The 18,331-nt window shown below is 70.8% G+C and carries 13 protein-coding genes; all 13 read right to left on the bottom strand.

Translation table 11 applies throughout. The annotated features are described in order from the left end of the window. Window positions 1–7: 7 nt before the first annotated feature. Complete coding sequence (locus ACZ5PB_RS41110; RefSeq protein WP_468698627.1) at window positions 8–1,024, bottom strand: replication-relaxation family protein; 1,017 nt, start codon at window positions 1,022–1,024, stop codon at window positions 8–10. Then, on the bottom strand, window positions 1,021–3,507 hold the full coding sequence (locus ACZ5PB_RS41105) for a type IV secretory system conjugative DNA transfer family protein (protein WP_468698625.1): 2,487 nt from the start codon (window positions 3,505–3,507) through the stop codon (window positions 1,021–1,023). Before ACZ5PB_RS41105 ends, ACZ5PB_RS41110 begins: the two co-directional genes overlap by 4 nt. 31 nt (window positions 3,508–3,538) lie before the next feature. Next, on the bottom strand, window positions 3,539–4,024 hold the full coding sequence (locus ACZ5PB_RS41100) for a hypothetical protein (protein ID WP_468698624.1): 486 nt from the start codon (window positions 4,022–4,024) through the stop codon (window positions 3,539–3,541). A gap of 220 nt (window positions 4,025–4,244) precedes the next feature. Continuing rightward, window positions 4,245–5,702: a peptidoglycan DD-metalloendopeptidase family protein gene (locus ACZ5PB_RS41095; protein WP_468698623.1), complete on the bottom strand. Its 1,458-nt coding sequence runs from the start codon at window positions 5,700–5,702 to the stop codon at window positions 4,245–4,247. Further along, a complete protein-coding gene (locus ACZ5PB_RS41090) occupies window positions 5,695–6,366 on the bottom strand; it encodes a hypothetical protein (protein WP_468698621.1) in 672 nt (223 codons plus the stop codon). The genes ACZ5PB_RS41095 and ACZ5PB_RS41090 overlap by 8 nt, the downstream gene beginning before the upstream one ends. 75 nt (window positions 6,367–6,441) lie before the next feature. Beyond that, window positions 6,442–8,889, bottom strand: coding sequence for a hypothetical protein (locus ACZ5PB_RS41085; protein ID WP_468698620.1), 2,448 nt, complete (start codon window positions 8,887–8,889; stop codon window positions 6,442–6,444). Beyond that, the gene (locus tag ACZ5PB_RS41080; protein WP_468698618.1) at window positions 8,886–11,489 is read right to left on the bottom strand and encodes an ATP-binding protein; all 2,604 of its coding nucleotides are present in this window, start codon (window positions 11,487–11,489) and stop codon (window positions 8,886–8,888) included. Before ACZ5PB_RS41080 ends, ACZ5PB_RS41085 begins: the two co-directional genes overlap by 4 nt. Window positions 11,490–11,531: 42 nt before the next feature. Next, a complete protein-coding gene (locus ACZ5PB_RS41075; RefSeq protein ID WP_468698617.1) occupies window positions 11,532–12,098 on the bottom strand; it encodes a hypothetical protein in 567 nt (188 codons plus the stop codon). Then, window positions 12,095–12,433 carry a hypothetical protein gene (locus ACZ5PB_RS41070; protein WP_468698616.1) on the bottom strand — a complete coding sequence of 113 codons (339 nt, stop codon included), beginning with the start codon at window positions 12,431–12,433 and terminating at the stop codon, window positions 12,095–12,097. Before ACZ5PB_RS41070 ends, ACZ5PB_RS41075 begins: the two co-directional genes overlap by 4 nt. Window positions 12,434–12,449: 16 nt before the next feature. Continuing rightward, a complete protein-coding gene (locus ACZ5PB_RS41065; protein ID WP_468698614.1) occupies window positions 12,450–13,580 on the bottom strand; it encodes a conjugal transfer protein in 1,131 nt (376 codons plus the stop codon). Further along, window positions 13,577–13,852, bottom strand: a complete 276-nt coding sequence (locus ACZ5PB_RS41060; protein WP_358478197.1) for a hypothetical protein — start codon at window positions 13,850–13,852, stop codon at window positions 13,577–13,579. The genes ACZ5PB_RS41065 and ACZ5PB_RS41060 overlap by 4 nt, the downstream gene beginning before the upstream one ends. Window positions 13,853–14,028: 176 nt before the next feature. Further along, on the bottom strand, window positions 14,029–15,027 hold the full coding sequence (locus ACZ5PB_RS41055; protein ID WP_468698612.1) for a hypothetical protein: 999 nt from the start codon (window positions 15,025–15,027) through the stop codon (window positions 14,029–14,031). Between the two features lie 1,383 nt (window positions 15,028–16,410). Further along, a complete protein-coding gene (locus tag ACZ5PB_RS41050; protein ID WP_468698611.1) occupies window positions 16,411–18,060 on the bottom strand; it encodes a hypothetical protein in 1,650 nt (549 codons plus the stop codon). Between the last annotated feature and the right edge of the window lie 271 nt (window positions 18,061–18,331).

The raw sequence follows: 18,331 nt of genomic DNA, 5'->3' as shown, positions 1-18,331 counted from the left end.
CGGCTGGTCACTTCGTGGCGAGGTAGAGGTCGGTGGGAGCAGGGCGGACAGACTGCGTGCCGCTCAGCAGCGGCGTGAAGATCGGGGCGAACGGGCCGTGCTCCCGGAGCTGCTGAAGGGTGGTGACGCCGATGTGGATGTCGCTCTTGAGCCGGCCGAGTCGGACGTCCGCCGCAGCGCGCGTGTACAGGTCCTCGGTGCGCGCGGCCAGCCGCTGCGGGCGCCGGTCCGGCTCGCCAGCCTTCGGCGGCGCCGCGTCGAGGACTACCAGGACCCGCGGAAAGACCGGGTAGGTGTACATCCACGCCGGCCGGGTCGCGTTCGGGGTCCGGCGCGCCCGGTCAGTGCTCTGCGGGACGTACTCGTAGAGCCGGCCGTACGACTGGAGCTTCGCGGCGAGCCGCGCGGAGGTCATCGTGGCGCGGTCGAACTCGACGAAGAAGCTGAGCATCGTGCGGCGGCCGCCGCGCTCCACGTGCACATAGTTGAGGACGGCGTCGCTGATGACGTGGTCGTCTTCGAAGCGTCGTTGGCCGTCGCGGATCCGGTTGGCGACCTCGGGGGTCCAGTCCAGCGGCCCGCACTCGTGACCCAGTCGCCGCGCCCACTCGACGAAGGCGATGCCGACTTCGTTCACTCCCAGGGTGTGCGCCTGCCGGGCGCCGGCGACGGATTCGGGCGTCACCCGGTACGGCCGGGTGGGCAGCTCGCCCGCCTCCTCCACGGATGCGGCGCCTGCTTCGGTGAGGAACCACAGAAACGGCTGGCTCTGGACCCGTCCGCGGCCGCCGGGTCCTTGGGCCCGGATCCGGTCGACCAGCCCGGCCTGGAGCAGCTCGCCGAGCTGCCAGCGCAGGTACACGGGGCGGGCCGGCCGCTTCTCGGGCAGAGTCAGCAGGATGTGCAGCTGCTGGGTCGAGAGCACCCGGTGCTGGTACAGCAGCTCCAGGACCTCGCCGCCGATCGCGTGGAAGCTGCGCGTAGGCGCCGCCGCGGCGGCTGCTTCGACAGGGAGCAGGGTCATCCGAGCCTCGACTGGTTCTGGTGGGGGTTGATCGGGTGGACGTTGTCGGGGACTTCACTGGCCGGGTCCGGCTCAGCGCCGCTGATGACGGTGCCTGCGCTGTCGTGAACCCGCGGCGTGGCCGCACTACCGCTGGACGTGAGGCCGCTGGCCGGTCCGTCCGGGCCTTCGGGGTCGGGCGGTGCGGCCTCGTCGAAGTCGGGCTCGTCCGGCGGCAGATCGGCGCCGACCGGGTCGTCGTCGTCCGGCGGGACGGGGAGCGTGACGATGAACCGGCGCAGCCGCGAGTCCAGGCGGCGCAGGTCGGTGAGGATGTCGCGGACCGAGCGGCGCTGGAGGTTCTCGTCGATGGCCTGCGCCAGCAGCTTCTCGTTCTGCGGCCGGTAGTAGTCGCCGTACAGGTCCTCCACCGAGGCGCCGCGGACCCGGAACGGGTCGGTCGAGCCCGACTCGAGTGTCACGGACATGACGTAGCTGTACCGGTTGAGCTGGACGATCGTGTCGGGGGCGACCTTCTTGCCCCAGCGGCGGGTGACCAGCGTCGCCTCGTCGACGTCGGACGCGGTCGTCGACAGGATGGACAGGTTCTGCAGCAAACCCTGCCGGGTGGTGGCGCTCAGCCGCTGCGCCATCTGCGTCATGGCGAGCAGCTTGACGTTGTACTTGCGCAGCTGCTCGGTGATCTGGGCGAGGGTGCCCTTGGACGCGCCGTCCACGCTGGTCAGCTCGTCGATGAAGGTGTAGAAGTCGCGGCGCTGGTCGGGCGGGGTGTCCCGGCGCGAGAGGCCGGCGCGGAAGAGGTCGTAGATCAGCAGGGAGCTGATGATGCGGTCGACGTCGCCGGTGCCGGCGGGGCAGACGAAGACGATCTTCCCGGTGTCCATGGCGTGCCGGATGTCGTACGTCGACCGGCTCGACCCCAGGAACGCCTTGATCGCGTTGGAGGAGGACAGTCGCTCGATGATGTTGGTGACGACCGGGATGGCTTCCTTGCTGTAGCCCGGGAAGACGTTCTCCCAGAAGTCCCGGATGTCCTTGGGCAGGTACGGCAGCACATTGGTGCGCCACACGGCGTCCGTGAGGATCGTACGGATCTGGAAGACGGTGGGCGCCAGGTCGGGCCGGCCGGCGCGGCAGACGTGCCACGACAGGTACACCAGGGACTCGACCGCACGCGTGAGGATGGTCTTCGCACGGCCCGCGGAGTCGGACCAGTTCAGGGCCGCGGCGAAGCCGGTGACGATGTACTGGACGATGTCGGGGATCTCGGACTCGCGCCGGCGCTCCATCGACAGGGGGTTCCAGGAGCCGACCATCTTGTCGAGCTCGGGGCTCGTGAGGTCGATCTCCCAGATCCGGTCGGCCAGCTCCTTGTGTGCCAGGTAGGGCCGGGCACGGGTCCAGCCGTCACCGTGGGGGTCGAGGAAGAGCACGCCGAACCCACCGTGGGCGATCGCGATCGCCTGGACGAGCGACATCTCGGTCTTTCCGAAGCCGGACTTGCCGAGGAACAGAGCGAAGAGCAGGTACTTCAAGGGGACACCGGCGAGGCGCTCGCCGCCGCCGGACTTCGCCACCCACCCGAGGGGCAGCAGACCGCGCTGGCCGGTCCACGTCGGGAGCGCTGCGGGCGGCGGCGGGACGACTCCGCCCGAGCGGGTGATGTTCGGGGCCATGTTGTGCTTGGTGGGCGGCTTGAGCAGCCCGGCGATCTCCTGGGCGGTCACCCAGGAGTGCCGGCGCGGTACGAACAACCCGGTCTCGAAGCGGCGGTCGAACCTGCCCCGGTAGACCCAGTGGTCCGCCCGGAGGCGGGTGACCCCGAGGTGGAGACCGACGGGGCGCAGGTGGTTGTCGCCGGACCACGGCTCCAGGGCGGCGAGGACCTGGTCCAGCAGCATCCGGGCCCGGTACTCGTCGCGGGCGCAGGTGCGCACGAGCAGCTGCATGGAGAAGACGGGCTCGGCACCGGGGGCGAGCTTGCCCATGGCGGCCTTCATGTCTGTGACGCGGTGCGCCGTGCGCTGCTGGTGGTGCTGCCGCGGCCGGGCGCCGCCGCCCTGGTTGCCCTTCATCTCGGTGGCGATCTCGGACATCACCGCGCCGAGGTCGAAACCGAACCGGTTGCCGCGTTGCTGCGGCATGCCGGGTATCGCCGGCCCGTCGGAGGGGTTGCGGCGGGCCTGGGCCAGCAGGCGCCGGCGCCTGCTGCTCACACGGTTCGGGGAGACGGGCACGAGGTCCAGGACGACGTCGGCGCTCTCGCCGAGGTCCTCGCGGACGTCGGCGACCGCGTTGGCCAGAGCCTCGAGCGGATCCGGGGTGAGGGGCACTTCGCGCAGGGCGAGGTGGTCGGGGAGGGCCAGGGCGAGCTCAGCGCGGGCGTAGTGCATCTCCCGGGTGGCCGGCCTGCCGCGGCCGGCCGCTTCCGGCTTGGCGAAATCGACCGACGGGGCGACGGTCGGGTCTGGTGCGATGGTCATGATCTACCTGTCTGTGATGTGCGTGGGGGCGTCAGGAGCCGAGCCGGATCTGTGGCCGTTCGCGAGCGGCACGGCCATCGGCCTCCACGGGCCGCATCTCGACCTGGGCGTAGCCCTGGTGGCGCAGCACCGACATCGCCCGGTCCGGGCCCTCGACCCTCATGGACAGCGAGCCGTTGGAGCAGGTGAAGCGGACGCGCAGGGCGCCGGTGCGGCTCGAGGAGACAAGCCAGCGCGACACGCTCTTGTGAGCGCGGGCCATCTGGTGGCCGAAGCGGATGACCTCTTCCGGCTTCGGGTCGAAGCCGGTGGTCGGCAGCACCTCCAGAGCCGTTCGCTTGGCCATCGGGCCGCGGGACAGGGCCCAGCGGACCGCGGCAGCCGCACCACCGGCAGCAAGGGCGACGAGTGCGGCCCACCAGGCGTTGGCCATCACCCAGTCCACGAGCTGTTCGGCGTGGCCGGGCAGGTCCCCGATGAAGTCGAGCGCGCCGTCGATGAGTTCGGTCGTGGTCATCGCCCACCATCCGCGGACGAGTAGCGCGGCGCCGCGGCGGCCGGAGCGGACACGGGCAAGATCGGGAGCACGGCGGCACCTCCAAAGAGCAAACGGGCCTTTCACCTGCTACAGGTGTCGGGATCCGGCTCGGTGTGACACTGCGCTCCGAAATTCTTCGCGGTCATGTGGCGGCCGGCGGCGCGCGCTCCCTGCGGGAGGCGGGACGCCGGCCGCCAGGTCAGATCGTGACGCCGTGACCGCGGAGGTAGGCCAGCGGGTCGATGTCCGATCCGTACTCGGGCCCGGTGCGTATCTCGAAGTGGAGGTGCGCGCCGCTGACGTTGCCCGTGGCGCCGGACCATCCGATCCGGTCGCCGCCCTTCACCTTCTGGCCCACGACGACGTTGAGCGAGGAGTGGTGCGCGTACTGCGAGTACATGCCGTCTCCGTGCTTGATCACTACCTGGTAGCCGTAGGCGCTGTTCCAGCCGGCTGTGACCACGGTGCCCGGGCCCACCGCGCGGGTCGCGGTCCCGCTGGGCACGGGGAAGTCGACGCCGGTGTGGTAGCCGCTTGACCACATCGAGCCCGAGACCCGGTAGCCGGTGCCGATGTGCTTGTCGGCGACCGGGGTGACCCACGGGCCCGAGGTGTCGCCCGAGCCGGGCTCGGTGTAGGTGGGCCGCTTCCTGATCAAGGTCCTGCCGTCCCAGAACGACAAGGACGTGATTCGCACACGGGCGCCAGGGTGTGGGGCATCGATGACTTGCCCGCCGCCGATGTACATGGCCACGTGCTCCGGGCTGGAAGCACTGCCGCCCGAGAAGAGCAGGTCGCCGGGGCGCAGTTCCTTATCCGAATCCACCTTGGTGCCGATGTCGACCTGGTCGTAGGTGACCCTGGGGAGGTTGATGCCGACCTTGCTCCACGCGTATTTGACCAGGCTGGAGCAGTCGCATCCGCTGGCACCTATGAACGGGGGCTTGCAGTTACCGCCCAGGACGTAGGGGGTGTTGTACGCCTCCTTGGCTCCGGCCACGACCTTGGCCAGCCCACCGGAAGTCTTGCCGTCCATCGGCGCCGACCACCGCTCGGCGCGGTCACGGATCTCCCGGACGTACTTGCGCGTCTCCTCGTACGGCGGGATGCCGCCGTACTTCTTCACCTTGTATCCGCCGGCGTTGTAGGCGGCGAGCATGTTGTCGACGACGTCGCCGGGCACCTTGCGGATCTCATCGGCGAGCTTGCAGTCGTAGGACACCATCGACGGAACGGCGTCCTTCGGGTCCAGGATGTCCTTCTTGCCGTCGTTGTTGGCGTCGATCCCCTCATCAGCCCACGTCTCCGGAATGAACTGGGCGATGCCCCGCGCGTGGGCCCCGCCGTCGGGCGGGTCCAGGCGGAAGGTGGACTCCTGGTAGAGCTGGGCGGCGATCAGAGAGGGGGTGACCTCCGCACAGCCGTACCTCGCCACGGCGTCGAGGATGATGGGACGCAGCCAGTCAGGGATCTCCTTGGTGTCCGACAGACCCCCGCCGAACCCCGCGTTCTCCAACGCGTCGGAGGTGTTGTCCTCGCCGATCGCGGACGACAGCGACAGCACGGCGCTCAGGATCAGGCCGAGCCCGAGCAGACACCCGGCGAGGGCCCAGATCAGCACTTTGCGCAGGAGCTTGGACTCGCCCTGCTCAGACATTGGGCAGGCCCACCACGCGCCAACTTCCGTCGGCGCCGCGGCGGAGCTTGAGTGCCACGTGCTCTTCCGACTCGGTGGCAGGACCCTTGGCCGGCGTCTCCGTCAGCTTGTAGATCACGCGCGCGAAACTGGAGGCCTCGCTCGGTGCAGGCGCCCCGTCCGGCAGTGACACCCGCAGAACCGTCGCCGTCACCAGGACCTGACGGTCCTTCCAGCTCAGCCACTCCTGCCCGGCGGCGCTGCCGCTGGTGTGAGTGCGCAGGTCCTCGGCGAGGTCTCCGGCAGCGTGTTCAGCCGCTCGTCGGGATGCGTCGTCGTACGAGGTGTCCCGACCCGGTCGGGCATCGTGGCCGGCCCACGCGGTCACGAAGTCCCGGGCCGCCTTCTCCACCGGCGCCGGCACCGGCCTCGGGTCCAAGGACTCGGGGGACACAGACGGTGCGGTAGCGGGCGAGGCCTCGGCCGGGCGCATGGCGCCGGAGCTGCCGCCTTCAGCAGGGGCGGAGGACGTGGTCGTGGCTGGAGCCGAGTCGGGGGCAGAGCGCTCGGGCCCTTGGAGGCCGAACAGGAGGGTGACACCGACGGCTGCCAGGATGGCCGCGGCGACGAACAGCGCGATCGTCGCACGCTGGGCGCGGGCGCGCGTGACATCGGTTTTGGGCATGGGGGTCCCCCGTGAGGTGGTTCTGGTGCGGTGATCTGGGCGGCCGGGACTTGTGGGGCCCCGGCCGCGGTCCGGTTACGGCCGGGGCCTGGGCGGGCCGGGCGGCCGGGTGGCGCGCCGGATAGTCCGGGGCGGAGCCGGCGGCTTGGCCGGGGTCGACTTCTTCGCGGCGGGCGGCGCCGGGGTGGGCGGGGTCGGCATCTTCGGTACGGCGGCCGGCCCGGCAGCCGGGGGCTTCACCGAGCTCGGTGTCTTCGTGCCGGCCGCCTTGGGCGCGGGCTTACCGGGCGTCTTGCCTCCGGCCACCGACGGTGCGCCCCCGGGGGTCTTCGGTGCGATGGCGCCGGCCCGGGGACCGGGAGGGTTCCCGGCCTTCGGGTTCGGCTGGATCTGCGCCAGGCCGAGGTTGACCTGCGCCTTCGTGCCTTGCTTCGCGACGAACTTGCCGGCCGTGGCAACGTTGCGCACGTACTCGTCCTTGAAGTCCTTGGCCTCCTGGACCTTCTTGTCGACAGTGCGTTCCTTGACGGCCTTGAGCTGGTCGCGCACCTGCCCGGCACGGGCGGTGGCCGCGGCAGCGCCTCGCTTCGTCGCGGCGACTCCCCGGGGAATGCCCACCGGCGCGCCCAGCGTGGCCATGAAGGCGAACTTGGTCGCCTTGGCGCCGTACTTCGCGGTGGCGGCGGCCGCCTTGCCGGTGGCCATGGTGGCCCTGCCGCCCCTGGTCTGGGACATCTTGTTCGCGGCAGCTGTGGCCAACCGCTTCTTCAGGGTCTGCTTGGCCGCCTGCTGCGCCGCGACCTTCGCGGCCGCACTCGCGCCGCCGGTGCCCACAGCCGCGGCGGCGTTGGTGGCGAGTCGGGCGGCGGTCCGCAGCCGGCTGGCCTTGCGGTTGGCCTGCGGCGAGCCGACCCAGGCGTTCTTGGCGGCCTTCAGGCCCTGGCCGACGGGCTTGCTCACACGCCGCGCCTCGCCGCGGGCCTCGCCCCACATCTGCTTCAGGCCGGGGGCGGTCTCGGCGTAGCGGCCCGGGCTGCTGAACACGGAGCGGCGGCCGGCGCCGCCGACGCGGGCGTTGGCGAGCTTGCGGTTGAGGTTGACCGCGATGCTCTGGGCGGTCTGCTTGATGCGCTTGTGACCGGCCAGGCCTGCGACAGCGGTGACGTCGATGACGATGAACTTGACGGCCAAGACGTCGCCGGTGTCCGCATCGATCAGGGCCAGAACGATCAGGATGAAGATCGCCAGGAAGAGAATGGAGATGATGACGCCTAGGACGGCCTTGGTGATCGCGGAGAACCAGCGCCACAGGGTGGCGCGGCCGCCGCCGGGCAGGATGCCGGCGGTCAGGGCCCAGTGGCCGCGGATGGCCTCGAAGGCGAGCCAGCCCTGCGCGGTGAGGAACGTACCGGTGACCAGGATCATGAGGATGGCCACGATGACGGCGGCGATGGCGACGAACAGGGCGGAGAAGGCCAGGTCGGCGGAGGCCCGCTTGGCCTTGGGCTTCACGTCCCCGCACGCGGCCTCGAACGCCTCGGCGTTCTTGGTGAGCTGCCCGATGAAGTTCGTGTCGTACATCGAATCCATCTGCATGGCGTCCCAGTAGTTCAGCCCCATCTGGTCGAGGTTGAACTCGGCGAGCTTGAACTCGCGGAAGGCCTTGTCGCACTTCCCGTCGAAGGTCTGGCCGTAGACCATGAGCTGGTTGGGCTTGACGATGAACGCCTCCACCAGGGCGTCAGTGATCGGCTTGGCCACGTTGTTCGGGTCGGCGCTGCCCTTGGCGCTCGCAGGATCGTCGGCCAGCACGATGCTGGCGACCTCCAGGGTGAAGTCCTTCGACTTCCCCAGCAGACCCTCCTCGGAGAGCAGCATGGTGGAGCCCTGCGGCTGCACCTGGTCATGCTGGCCGAGCAGCACCTGGGCCGGGGAGACGAGCACCGTGGTGGTCAGCGCGGCGACGACCAGGGAGACCCCGATCTCGGCGAAGCCACGCGAGCGCTCCTTGAACAGGATCAGCCAGCCGCAGTAGAACCCGGCAAAGGTCAGGAACAGGCCCGGCAGACCGAGCCGGTCGATGACCTGGTTCTTGATGGTGCTGGAGATGTCCTCGACGGGGCCGATCATGACCTTGGCCAGGCCGAAGTTCAGCGCCCACTTGATCAGCCAGCAGGTGAAGCCGGTGACCCACTTCGAGACGCCGAAGAGCAACTGGGCGACGATGTTCCAGATCTTGAGGTCGATGTCCTTCCAGCCGCCCGTGTCCGTCTTGACGGTGTAGGAGCTGATCGGGACGCCGTCCTTGTCGGTGACGTTGAACGGCTGGAGCAGACCGTCGCTGCCGTCCTTCGGCTTCTGGTTCAAGTTCGGGGGACCGGCCGCCGGCTGCGACGCGGACGTGCTGGGCGACGGCGACGGGTCCGCCATGGCCGCAGGGGCCTGCAGCGCGGTGAACAGAGCCAGCAGAACGGCGATCAGACCGAGGCGCCGCTTGATGCGCCCTCCTTGTATGTGGTTCATGCCAGGGCCCCGTCCGCCGCGGCGAACTCGACCGCCTCGTCGTCCTCCTCGTCGCGCTGTCCGGGCGTCGTGGTGATGGCGGCGGCGGCGTTCTCGTCAGCCGGGATCAGCACCTTGATGCCTGCGATGCGCTTGCGGAGGTCGCGGTACAGGCCTTCGCCGGCCCGCAGGGCGCGCTCGGTCTCGCTGACGTTGAGCGGGGAGAGGTTCTCGGTGATGACCTTGAGCATCTCGTCGTCGGTCGGGTCGAGGTCGAGGAACTCCAGGCACCTGGCGGCCAGCGCCTTGCCGCGGTGGCGGAAGACGAAAATGTGGCTGAGCAGCGCCCGGATCTTGTCTCCGATCTCGGACTTGGGGCCGATGTCGTACGGGTCGTGCGAGCCTGCGAAGGCGCCGGCGTTGTGCTTGCGGCCGTCGGCGATGAGCTCGAGCAGCAGGTTGGAGCCCTCGGCGGAGGAGGTGAGCCACCAGCACTCGTCGAGGAAGACGCCGGCGAACTCTGCCGGGTCGGCGAACGCGATCTCGCGGCAGAGCGCCGTCATCAGGTACATCAGGCGCCAGCCGAAACGCTTCTCCACCTCCAGGCTCGGCAGGCGGTGCTCGGAGAGCTCCTCCTTGGTGGGAAGGCCCAGGCGGTCGACGGCGAAGACGATGGAGTCGGCGTCGGTGATCCGTACGACCGGCAGGGTGGGGTCGAAGATGACGCGGCCGAGGTCCTTCTTCGCCAGCGAGCGGAGCTTGCGGACGAGTTCGGAGGCGGCCGCGCGGACCGCGTTGTCGTTCGGCTCCTCCGGGTCGGCGGTGCGGGCCCGGTCGGCGAGCGTGTTCATCAGCGCGGTCATGCTCGGCTTGGGCCCGAGCCGGGTGGCCTCGATCGCCTCGGCGAGGGTGATGCCCTCGATGCTCATGGAGCCGATGTCCAGGAGGGGGGTGAGGAAGGACTCGGTGTAGCGGGCGGCGCGCGGGCCGCGGAAGACGCGCAGGGGGTCGAGGGAGACGCCGGCGTTCTCGTCGACGTTGATGATCTGGGTCGTGCCGGGGCAGGCGTTCGCGAAGCGCGACCACTCCTGCTGCGGGGTGCGGTCGATGACCAGGGCGCGGCCGCGGGAGTTCCTCTGGCCGGTCCGGTGGCCGGTGGTGAGGATCGAGTACATCGCGCACTTCATCGCCACCGACTTGCCGGAGCCGAGCTCGCCGACGAACGCGGCAGATGCGCTGGCGTTGACGCGGGGGCCGTGGGAGAAGTCCACGAGCACGGGGCGGACGCCGCCGCCGTTGAGCTGCAGTCCGAAGAGGCTGCCGGAGTCGTCGCCCAGGCCGGCGCCGCAGAAGGGCATCGACATGGCGAAGTCGCGGGCGAGGAGGTACTGGGTGTAGTCGAGCATGGGGCCCGGGGTTTTGGTGCCGGGCAGCATGCCGTGGAAGAGCGCGACCTGGTCGCCGGTGGGCCGCACGAGCGTGTAGTCGTTGCCGCCGAAGTGGTTGGCCAGGGACGTCGCCTTCTCGTCGGCCTCCTCGGGGGTGGTTCCCCACACACAGGTGGCGACGGTGGCGCGGATCTCGACCTCGGTGCTGGAGGCGGTGAGCCGGTCGCGGTACTCGTCCAGGGCGAAGCTCGCCTTGTCGAGCGAGGCCGGCACGCCGGAGGTCTCCCCGTCGTACTCGCCGCGCTGGTGCGCGAGCTCGCGCTGCTGGCGCCGGGACTTCGGTTCGGCCTTGGCGCCGGACTCGACGTGCAGGCGGACGGCCCAGTCCACGGGGAAGTTGAACTCGTCCAGGGCCGCCAGGTACTCGGATCCCGGAAACCGGAAGGCTTCCGGCATCTCACTGAGCACGCAGAACGCCTGGTAGGAGTCGCCGTGTTCGCTGGTGGCCCGCAGGTAGCGGCGCTTGAAGGGGTTGGTCGGGCCCTTGGAGGCCCGGGTGCCGCGGCCGCCCTCGTCCAGGATCACCTGGGTGTGCGCGGTCACCGTGTGGCCGCGGCCGCGCAGAGCGCGCGGTGCGCCGTCCTCGGGCAGGAGAGGCTCGCTCAGGCCGCGGCGGGCGCTGTGCCCGTAGATCCACAAGATCTCCGCCTCGGTGGCAGGCCGCATCTTGATGCCGGAGGGCCAGCCGGCGGCCAGACGGTTGGCCTGCTCCAGGCGCTGGCGCTCCTCGGCGAGGGATATGGGGGCGACCGGCAGACCGAGGGCACCCATGACCTCCACTTGGAGGGAGGAGAAGACGGCCCGGGCGCTCTGCTTGAAGTCGAGGTGCGGCAGGGGCACGGCGAGGAAGTCGACGCGACCGGTGAGCTCGAGGTCCTGGAGCTGGTCGAGGACCTTCAGTGCCAGGTCGACGTACTCGGGGGAGGCGTCGAGGTCGACGCCGGCGGTCATGCGGGTGACGACCGACGCGGCGTCGACGCTCGGGCACAGGCTGAGCAGCAGGGCCTCGCCCCGCAGGGACTTGAAGAGGGCCTCGAGGGAGTCCAGCCGCTCACGCTTCGTGGACTTGCTGGCGTGGGTGTAGTTCTCGGTGTCGACGCGCCACACCGCCCACACGGTGGCGGCAGTGGTCCAGATCAGGTGGCCGCTGATGTGCCGGACGGGGAGACGCATGGGTTCTTCTTTCTGTGCTGGTGGTGATGACGAGACGGCTGGTCACTGCTCGTCGAGAGAGGCCAGGAGGGCCTGCAAGCCGGTCTTCGGCTGCGTCCGGCCTGTCGCGGCCGCCGCCGGCACCGGTGCCGGGCGGGCTTGGCGCTTGGTCACGGCCGCCGGTGCGGGAGAGGGCTTCGCGGGGGCCGCCGCCGGGGCGGGCCGCTCGGCGGACCGGACGCGCACCGTGCAGGTGGCGGTCGCCAGTCGCGGTCGAGCGACCCGCTGCGGCTTGCCGGCCAGGCGCCCCTGGGCCGGAGTGGAGGAGTAGATGAGCAGGCTGCGCACGGCGCGTGCCGGGTCCCGGCCGTCGAGCCGCGCGTACCGCAGCACCCACGCCAGGCCCCAGGGGATCAGCACCATGAGGATGAAGTTCATGGCGCCGAAGTGGGCCCACAGGTCCCTCGTCAGGATGAGAAGCCCGAAACTGATCACCATGGTCATGACCTGGGTGATCGTGTAGGGCCCTCCCGGGAGCCGGCCGGCTCCCGGGAGCTTGCCGATGACCAGCGGGTGTTTACGGGCTCGCGTGTACGAGTGCCCGATCAGCTCCTCCTCCGAGGCACTCACGCGACCCGCCAGCCCTCACCCGCCAGAGCGGGGGCGTCACCGGCGACGTGGACGACAGCAGCAGGGGCCGCGTCGTTGATCTCGGAGCCGACCTTGGTCTGGAGGACCGAGAGGTTGCTGATGCCCCAGAGCACGAGGGCGGCCAGGACGAAGGCGACGAGGGTGCCGACGAAGGAGCGGGTCTTCCACCAGGCCATCAGCACGGCGATGATCGCCATGAGGGCGGCCACGGCGAGGACCAGCGTGCGGACCTGCCCCGTCTTGGTGTTGGCCCAGTCGAGGACGTCGCCGGCGAGAACGACGTGGTCGGGGTTGGCGGCTGCCAGAGTGTGCATGAACGATTCCTCTTTCTCAGGAGTTCGACGGCGACGGCGAAGGAGATGCCGTGGCGGCGTCGGGGCTGGGGCTGGTGGTGGTGTGCGGCGCCGCCGAGGGCGGGCTGCTCGCGCGGATCGCCGGGGCGTCGTCGACGGACGCGACCTCCCAGCGGCCGGCGCGGGACTTGAGGGTGAGCGCGTAGCTCAGCGAGACCGGGCTGCCGGCCTGGTCCGTGGCATCGACCAGGACCAGTTGGTGCAGCACCGTGCCGTCGGCCGGCACCTTCTGCTGGCCGGCGCCGGTCGCGTCGTCCTGGACGCCGGTCACCTTCACCGAGGCGTACGGCGCAGGGCTGATCGGCTGGAGCCGCGTGCCGGGCGAGGTGTAGCGGTCGAGCTCGGTCGTACCGGTCAGGTAAGCGGCCAGGAACCCGCGCGCGGTCTCGACCGAGGGGTCCGCGCTGCTCGACCCGCGGTCGGTCTCGTACGCCAGGCCGCCCGGCTTGAGCGCGGTGGGCGCCGCCACCTGCGCCGGCAGCGACGTCGCCGCGTACCCGGCGGTGCCGGAGCTCTTCTCGGTGCCGCCGGCGCTGGCCGGGCCGGTGGCCTGGATGCCGACGCGGAAGTACTGGACGCCCAGGCGCTTGGACTTGCCCTTGTCGTCGTGGGCGGTGACGTCGGCGGCGACCGTGACGGACCAGTAGCCGGGCTGGACCTCGCGGGACGCGATCACGGTGGACTGCGTGGCCGTGCGGGTCCCGGGTTTGACCGCAAGCGCGACGGAGCCGGAGTAGTACGGCGCAAGGTCCCGCTCGGTGCCCTGGCCGGCCTGGAGGTAGGCGGAGACGAACAGCTCGGCGAAGCCAGCCGGCCCGACCGACGACGCCGGCGTCGCTGCAGGGGCCGGCTTGGTGGCGCCCTGGGCGGGCGCGGACGAGGAGAGGAACGCGAGCGTGCCAAGGACGGGGCCGGAGACCACGAGCGCCCAGACACCGGCACGGACCAGCCGGGAGAGGCCGGCCATCTGAGCCGTGCTGGTTTTCCACCCGGTCTCATCCGGCTCGTCCGCCGACGTCGCGTGGGGCTCGTCGACCTCCCCGTCCCAGGCATCCGCCTCGACGAGTTCCTTCTTGGCCGCGTTGCGAGGCCGGCGCTGCCGCTTCACGACGCCGTCCGCAGGGCCTGGACGGTCAGGACCGTCGAGATGCGCTCCTTGAGCTGGGCCGGCGTGCGGGCCAGCAGCGCGTCCCACGACGCCAGAGCAGGCTCCGACTCGCTGTCGAGGAAGGCGCGCATCTGCTCGTGCAGGTCACGGTCCATCGGCCGGCTCACCAGCGCGGCAGCGAGCTTGGTCAGCTCGCGCGAAGCACGGGCAACACGGGCCTCGTCGGCGTCGAGCAGCTGTCGGCCGGTGCCGGCCGGGGACTTCGTGTTCACGTCGGTTCTCCCGGGGGTCGAGAAGGGGCGGGGACGGGGGTGTTCAGGTGGGGCGGGACCGATCTGGCGGCCCTCTCGCCTGCTACAGGTGTTGAGAAAGCGCGCGGTGTGACAGTCGGGCCGAGGTTTTTTCGAGCGACTTCCGCAGCGCCCGATCTGGCGGGTGCCGGCGGCCTTCAGGCCGCGGCTCGGTACTGGGTGAGGTCCGCCTTCGCGCGCAGGGTTCGCACGGCACGGCTGGCGTGCTGCCGCGGCAGGTTTCCCTCCTGGCCCATGGACCGGGTGGTCATGTACCGCTGGTCGGGGCTCTGCGAGCTGGACAGGTAGTACCGGGCGATGCGCTGCGCCTCGAGCTCCTTCAGAGCTCCGACCTCTACCGCCCACAGCAGAAGGTCGAGGACCTCGGTGCGCGCCTCGTGACGCGACAGCGCCGGTTCGTCGGCGTCGACGAGCTCCATCTGGGCAGCGCGCATCAGCAGGTCGGCGAGCTCGACCGTGCGGTGCGGGGTGTCGGGGTCCTCGCTGGAGACGACGTGCGCGTAGCGGGTGTGGCTCTCGGCCGCGGCCAAGGGCTCCACGCCGGCGGCGAACTCCTGGACGTCTTCCACGTCGTCAAGGCAGGCGGCCAGGGTGCGGCGGGTCAGCTGCAGGGTGTCGAGCGCGAGGTTGTTGTAGATCCGCCGCGGCCGCCGGTCGAGCGGGTAGGTACGGACGACCTCGAAGGCCGCGCCCAGCACCGTCGCGCACACGTCGTCCCACGGCAGGCCGTAGGACCGCCGCTGCGTCTTCGCCATCAAGACCGCCTTGGGCAGCAGGACCCGCACCGCCACCCTCCACGCGAGGTGGGCATCGAAGCCGGACCCGCCGGCCCGCTCGACCAGCAGGTGCATCACGCGGTCGTGGCCATCCAGGTCACCGCGACGGTGGAGGGCGGAGATCTTGTCGACCACGTCCTGGGGACCGGCCGCTCCGGCGAGATCCGGGTGCTCACCTGCCCACACAGAGATCCGGTCTGCCGCCCGCAGGTCGCGGCAGAGCGCGGCCCAGTCGCGGTTCATCACGGTGAGCGTGTCGTAGCGGGGCGTGGACTCGGAGGAGTCGAGTGCCGGGGTGTGCTGGGTGGTGGCCACGTCCGTGTCCGTCCTTTCGCGCCATCTGGTCTCGATGGCGCTCACACTCCCGAGGGCCCCCTTGACCGCGGTCTGACCGCGATCCCTGCGCGAGGCGGTCAAGGGGAAAGGAGCCTTGGCGACGGAGTGGCCGGCGTGGGCAAGGGGGGAGTGGTCAAGGGGGTGGGCGGAGTGGTCAAGGGGGTGGGTGGGTGCCACTCAGCGCGGTGGGCGGGCGTGCTCCATTCCGCCGAGGACCGGGTGGGGAGTGGAAGTGGGCGCCACTGCAGTGGGCGGGGTCCGGCACACCGGCCGGCTCCACTCCTCCGTCTCGGGTGGACGCCACCGAGGCGATGGGCAGGGCGGCCCACCGCGGGAGTGTTGGGTCCATTTCCACTGCGGCCGCCCCAGTGGGTCCGCCGCCCACCCTCCGGGCCTACGCGGTGGACCCATCGAGGTCCGCGGCCCGGTGCTCGGCAACTCCGGCGCGAGCCGCGAAGGCGCCGGTCCTCCCTGCACCACTCCCACTGGTTGGCGGCTCCGCCCCACCGGTGGCGCCCGTGCAGTACTCCAGCCTGATCGCTTCATGGAGGCGATTGCCGGATCCCCCCTTGACGGGCCGTGGTCAAGGGGAAACGGCAACAGCCCCGGCCCTTGGTCAAGGGGGGAAGGGAGGGCAGTCAAGGGGTAAGGAGTTCGGCGGTGAACCTGGTCAAGGGGGAGCAGCGAAGAGGCGTCGTGATGTCTTCCGGTGGGCCCACGGGGTGGGGGCGCTCCGCTCCACGACGATTCCGGTCCGTGCTGCGGGCTGACGGTGCGCCCCTTCTGTCACCCATCCCTCATCGATGGGCCGGCGGTGGGCGCCACCGGTGTGTGGCATCAGGACAGTGGCAGTGGAGGTCCACTGCGCGTGTGGGCCCCGGCCGTTCCATCGGGTGTTGCCCACCGAGTGGAGTGGGCCGATGGGTGCCACTCCTGTGACGGAAGCTGGCTTCCACTCCACTGGGTGGGCTCCACCGCGGGCTCGGTGGAGTGGATGGAGCCCACTCAGCACCCGGCGCCTGGGTGGTGGATGGTTGCTTCGCGGGTGGGCCGGGATGGAGGAGGACGTCGCGGTGGCGGCCACTCACCGGGTGGCGGCCACCCTCGGCTCCCCACTCCGCGCCGGCGTTCTCGGCGCCGTAGCGCTCTGTTGTGGACAGCGGTGTTTCCCCTTGACCCGGACCGCGTGTCAAGGAGGAACCCTGCAGTCGGCGAGGCTCGTCAAGGGGGGTCTCGTGGCGTCGGCCGCCGTGGGTGCGGATCAGGCCGGCGTCTCGTTGCCCGGGAGGGTTGCTGAAGCCATGGCGCGGCTGGTGGTCGAGCTCTGGTCCATCGGCGCCGTCGGAGTGGTCGGGACCGGCACCTCCGGCAGTGGCGAGCCTCGTTGAGGCGGATCGAGTGGGCGGCTCATGAGGCGGCTCGTTCCATCCGGCGGGTTCGGCACCGGACACACAGGCCAGTGGAGCCGAGCGCAGGACGGGTGCATCCACCGCCGTCCCACCCTGCGCACACCTCGGGGTGGGCCGACGGGAGTGGACCGCTGGCGCGTCCACCGTCGTGCTCCTCCCGGCACGGCTTGCACCGAGGGGCGGCTGAGGCGGCGCTCGGCATCAGGACGGTGCAGCCGCACTCCGGACACCGGCTCCGCGGGGTTGCAAGAGTGGACCGCGATACGGGGACCGGAGTGGGGGCGGGGTGGACGATGGCGAGAGTGGAGGCCGCGGGCTGCGCGGTGGTCTGGCGACGATCGCGGACGATCTCTTCGCACACTGAGCACCGGCGGCCGCTGCTCCACAGGACGCCGGCCTCGCAGTCGAAGATGCCGCAGCCCCAGTGGGGCAGGCCGACGCCGAGGATCCACCGGCCGGGGTCGCGGATCTCGTCGGTGAAGGTGCGGCAGAGCCGCGTCTCCAGGCGCTGCCGAAGCCGCGCGTCATCGATGCCGGAACGCAGTTGGCGGCCGACTTCCCGGGCGATGCGCCGCTGCATGTAGACGCTGGTCCGCCGGTAGAGCTGGTGGACCGGCTCGAGGACGACGTGCACGCGGGCGCTGATGGTCAGTTCGGGCCCGCCGTAGGCGCCTGCGCGGTTGGTCAAGGGGGTGCCCGAGGCCTTGGTCAAGGGGGTGGTCAAGGGGGTCTGGTGGTCATCCGCGCGCAGCGCGAGCCCACCTGCGCCGGTGCCGTGCTGCGGCTGCGCACCGCGGTTTTCCACACCTTCACCTACCTGTACCTCGCCTACGGCGGGTGAGAACAGGGCGCGCTCGTCATCAGGTCGGTCAGTCTTAGGTTCTTCCATAGTCGCGAGTGATCCCGCATCAGCCGACGAACCCGATCCCTCACCAGAGGCAGGAGTCGAGGAGGGGGCGACGTCAGTGGAGGACGGTTGTCCACAGGCAGCGTCCTCGGCGGCGGCCGGGATGTCGTGAGCGATGAAGTGGTGGCGGCCGCGCACGCCGGCGCGCCGCTCCACGGTGATCCACCGTGTGGCCTCCAGCTCGTCGACGATCTCGCCGGCGGCCGCGGTGGTGAGCGGCTGTCCGGCCCGGCGCCCGCTGTGGTGGTGCAGCGCCCCTGCGATCTCCGACTCGGTGAGTGGGATCTTCTGGGCCTGGGCGTAGGCGATGAGCGCGTACGCGCGCAGCTGGCGCGGGGTGAGGTCCTCGGACGCGGCTACCGGGATCCACACGAACCGCTCGGTCGAGGAGAGCGACCGAGTGCGGCGCACCGCCGAAGTGCCGTTCCCGCCGGGCAGGGACCGGCGAGTGGAGGACAACTCGACGATGCCGTCGGGCCCGGGGCGCATGAGCTGCGTCATCCCGCGTTCGACGGAGGCCTTCGACAGGCCGACGTACTCCGCGATGGTCGCGGTCGCCGCCGTGCAGCCTTCGGGGCGCGACGCCAGCGCGGCGATCTTCACGTAGACGGTCACCGCGACGTCGGCGTAATGCGGGTTGGCGACGAGGCGCAGGGGCACCTTCACCCGCTGGCGGCGCTGCGGGCGCGCCTGATCGCCCACCGGCGGCGGGCTACTGGGTACGGCTGCTGTGCTGGGCACGCTTCTCCTGGCGCACCGGTGCCGCGAGGCGGCGACTCGGGTGCGCTGGGTCTCGACGGCGTCCGGCAAGGACGCGCGGTCTGGGGTCTGGCCAGGGGCACTCGGGCGAAGCTGAAGGAATGGGCCCTTCAGCTGCTACGGGTGTCGAAAAAGCCGACGGTGTGACAGTCCGGCCGAAGAAATCCCCAGCGAGCCTGTGACCTGCAGGTCAAGGGGGTGAGGGGTGCGCTGAAACCCCCCTTGACGTACCACGTGCAGAGCAGCGTGTTCG

The organism is Streptomyces sp. NPDC032721 (assembly GCF_055579625.1).
This window is presented reverse-complemented; position numbering and strand designations above follow the sequence as displayed.

Bases quoted from the DNA above. Each gene is read 5' to 3' on its own strand.
- ACZ5PB_RS41110 (WP_468698627.1), bottom strand. From the start codon at position 1,024: ATGACCCTGCTCCCTGTCGAAGCAGCCGCCGCGGCGGCGCCTACGCGC.
- ACZ5PB_RS41105 (WP_468698625.1), bottom strand. From the start codon at position 3,507: ATGACCATCGCACCAGACCCGACCGTCGCCCCGTCGGTCGATTTCGCC.
- ACZ5PB_RS41100 (WP_468698624.1), bottom strand. From the start codon at position 4,024: ATGACCACGACCGAACTCATCGACGGCGCGCTCGACTTCATCGGGGAC.
- ACZ5PB_RS41095 (WP_468698623.1), bottom strand. From the start codon at position 5,702: ATGTCTGAGCAGGGCGAGTCCAAGCTCCTGCGCAAAGTGCTGATCTGG.
- ACZ5PB_RS41090 (WP_468698621.1), bottom strand. From the start codon at position 6,366: ATGCCCAAAACCGATGTCACGCGCGCCCGCGCCCAGCGTGCGACGATC.
- ACZ5PB_RS41085 (WP_468698620.1), bottom strand. From the start codon at position 8,889: ATGAACCACATACAAGGAGGGCGCATCAAGCGGCGCCTCGGTCTGATC.
- ACZ5PB_RS41080 (WP_468698618.1), bottom strand. From the start codon at position 11,489: ATGCGTCTCCCCGTCCGGCACATCAGCGGCCACCTGATCTGGACCACT.
- ACZ5PB_RS41070 (WP_468698616.1), bottom strand. From the start codon at position 12,433: ATGCACACTCTGGCAGCCGCCAACCCCGACCACGTCGTTCTCGCCGGC.